We start from the raw sequence: 1,243 nt of genomic DNA on the forward strand, positions 1-1,243 counted from the left end.
CAGGGCAACCGCATGAATGATTAAATATCACTCACATTAGCAAAACCCGCCTGTAATACTCGCTCCAAAAATTGGGTTTTCATCCATATTCGTCTACGCTTCGCTTTAATGCTTAATTGACTCGTTTCTTTTTTCAGCATGTTTAACGAAATACGTCGTAATATCGCGATGTTTTCCGCCGCATTTTCACGGTAAATTTGACAATCATCTTCCTTAAACGTCACATCAAGCACCCAGTGAAGATTATTCTCTATTTGCCAATGGCTGCGTACTGCCTGAGAAAATTGTTCTTCTGTCAGTCTGGCTGAACTGATGTAGTAACGGTACTCCAGACTGGGCAATTTGCCGTTTTCTTGCCTGTATCCGATTGTGACACCCAGTGTTTTTAATCCCGTCCATTCCGGAAAATCGGTTTTGAATGTATCGGCATTCAGCACATGGCTTTCTCTGATTTCCAGACGACCATGACCCTGTTCTATCAACGCTTTTTCGGTTGTTAAGGGCAAAACGCGCTGGGCTTCCAGGGCTTTTTGAATGGCACGATGGAGACGTTTTTGGTTGTCTTTCACACTTAATAAATAATCCGCGCCGGCATCAATAATCTCCTGAGCGATCTGCGTTTGGCATCCCATCGCATCAATGGAAATCAGCGCGCCTTTCAGTTCCAACAACTTAATGAGTTCCGGGATTGCGGTAATTTCATTAGATTTTTTCTGGGTTTTAACCTGGCCGATGACCATTTTATTGGCTGTCGCATAAGCACTCACAAGGTGGAGAGCCGAACCGCGTTCTCCCGGGGCATAGGCACCCCGTAAGACTTTACCATCAATCGCCACTAATTCTCCCTGAGTAACCTGATGAACCGAACGCATCCAGTTGATAAAACACAGATTAAATTGTTCCGGATTAATCCGTGAGAGAAGCCGGGCAATCGTATCATCAACAGGGATCCCCGCCTTGAACATATTATGTTCAAGAAACCATTCATGGTGGCCTTCAATATACTCTTGGATCTCACTCCAACCATCTGCGCCGCCCAGAACAGCGCACAATGAGGCAAATAAAATATCGAATAAAGGGTAGGCGACTTTAGCGCTTTGACGGGGATCTTGAATGTCTGAGAAATGTTCAGTAAAAATATCAAAGCACATGGTTTTTGCTCTCAAAAAGAGAGTATGAGATCATAACTATTACCGTCGGTCAAATCTGATTTTTTTAACAAAATATTCACGATCTTGCCCTG

At 43.8% G+C, this 1,243-nt stretch carries 1 protein-coding gene; it reads right to left on the minus strand.

The genetic code is table 11. The features are described 5' to 3' along the window. Positions 1–20: 20 nt before the first annotated feature. Positions 21–1,151 (minus strand): ISAs1-like element ISPlu17 family transposase, encoded by a 1,131-nt coding sequence (locus AAC155_RS24170; RefSeq protein ID WP_046973755.1) that lies wholly within the window; start codon positions 1,149–1,151, stop codon positions 21–23. Positions 1,152–1,243: the final 92 nt, after the last annotated feature.

The sequence above is a fragment of the Photorhabdus sp. HUG-39 genome (assembly GCF_963878365.1).
GTDB lineage: Bacteria > Pseudomonadota > Gammaproteobacteria > Enterobacterales > Enterobacteriaceae > Photorhabdus > Photorhabdus kayaii.

Bases quoted from the DNA above. Each gene is read 5' to 3' on its own strand.
- AAC155_RS24170 (WP_046973755.1), bottom strand. From the start codon at position 1,151: ATGTGCTTTGATATTTTTACTGAACATTTCTCAGACATTCAAGATCCC.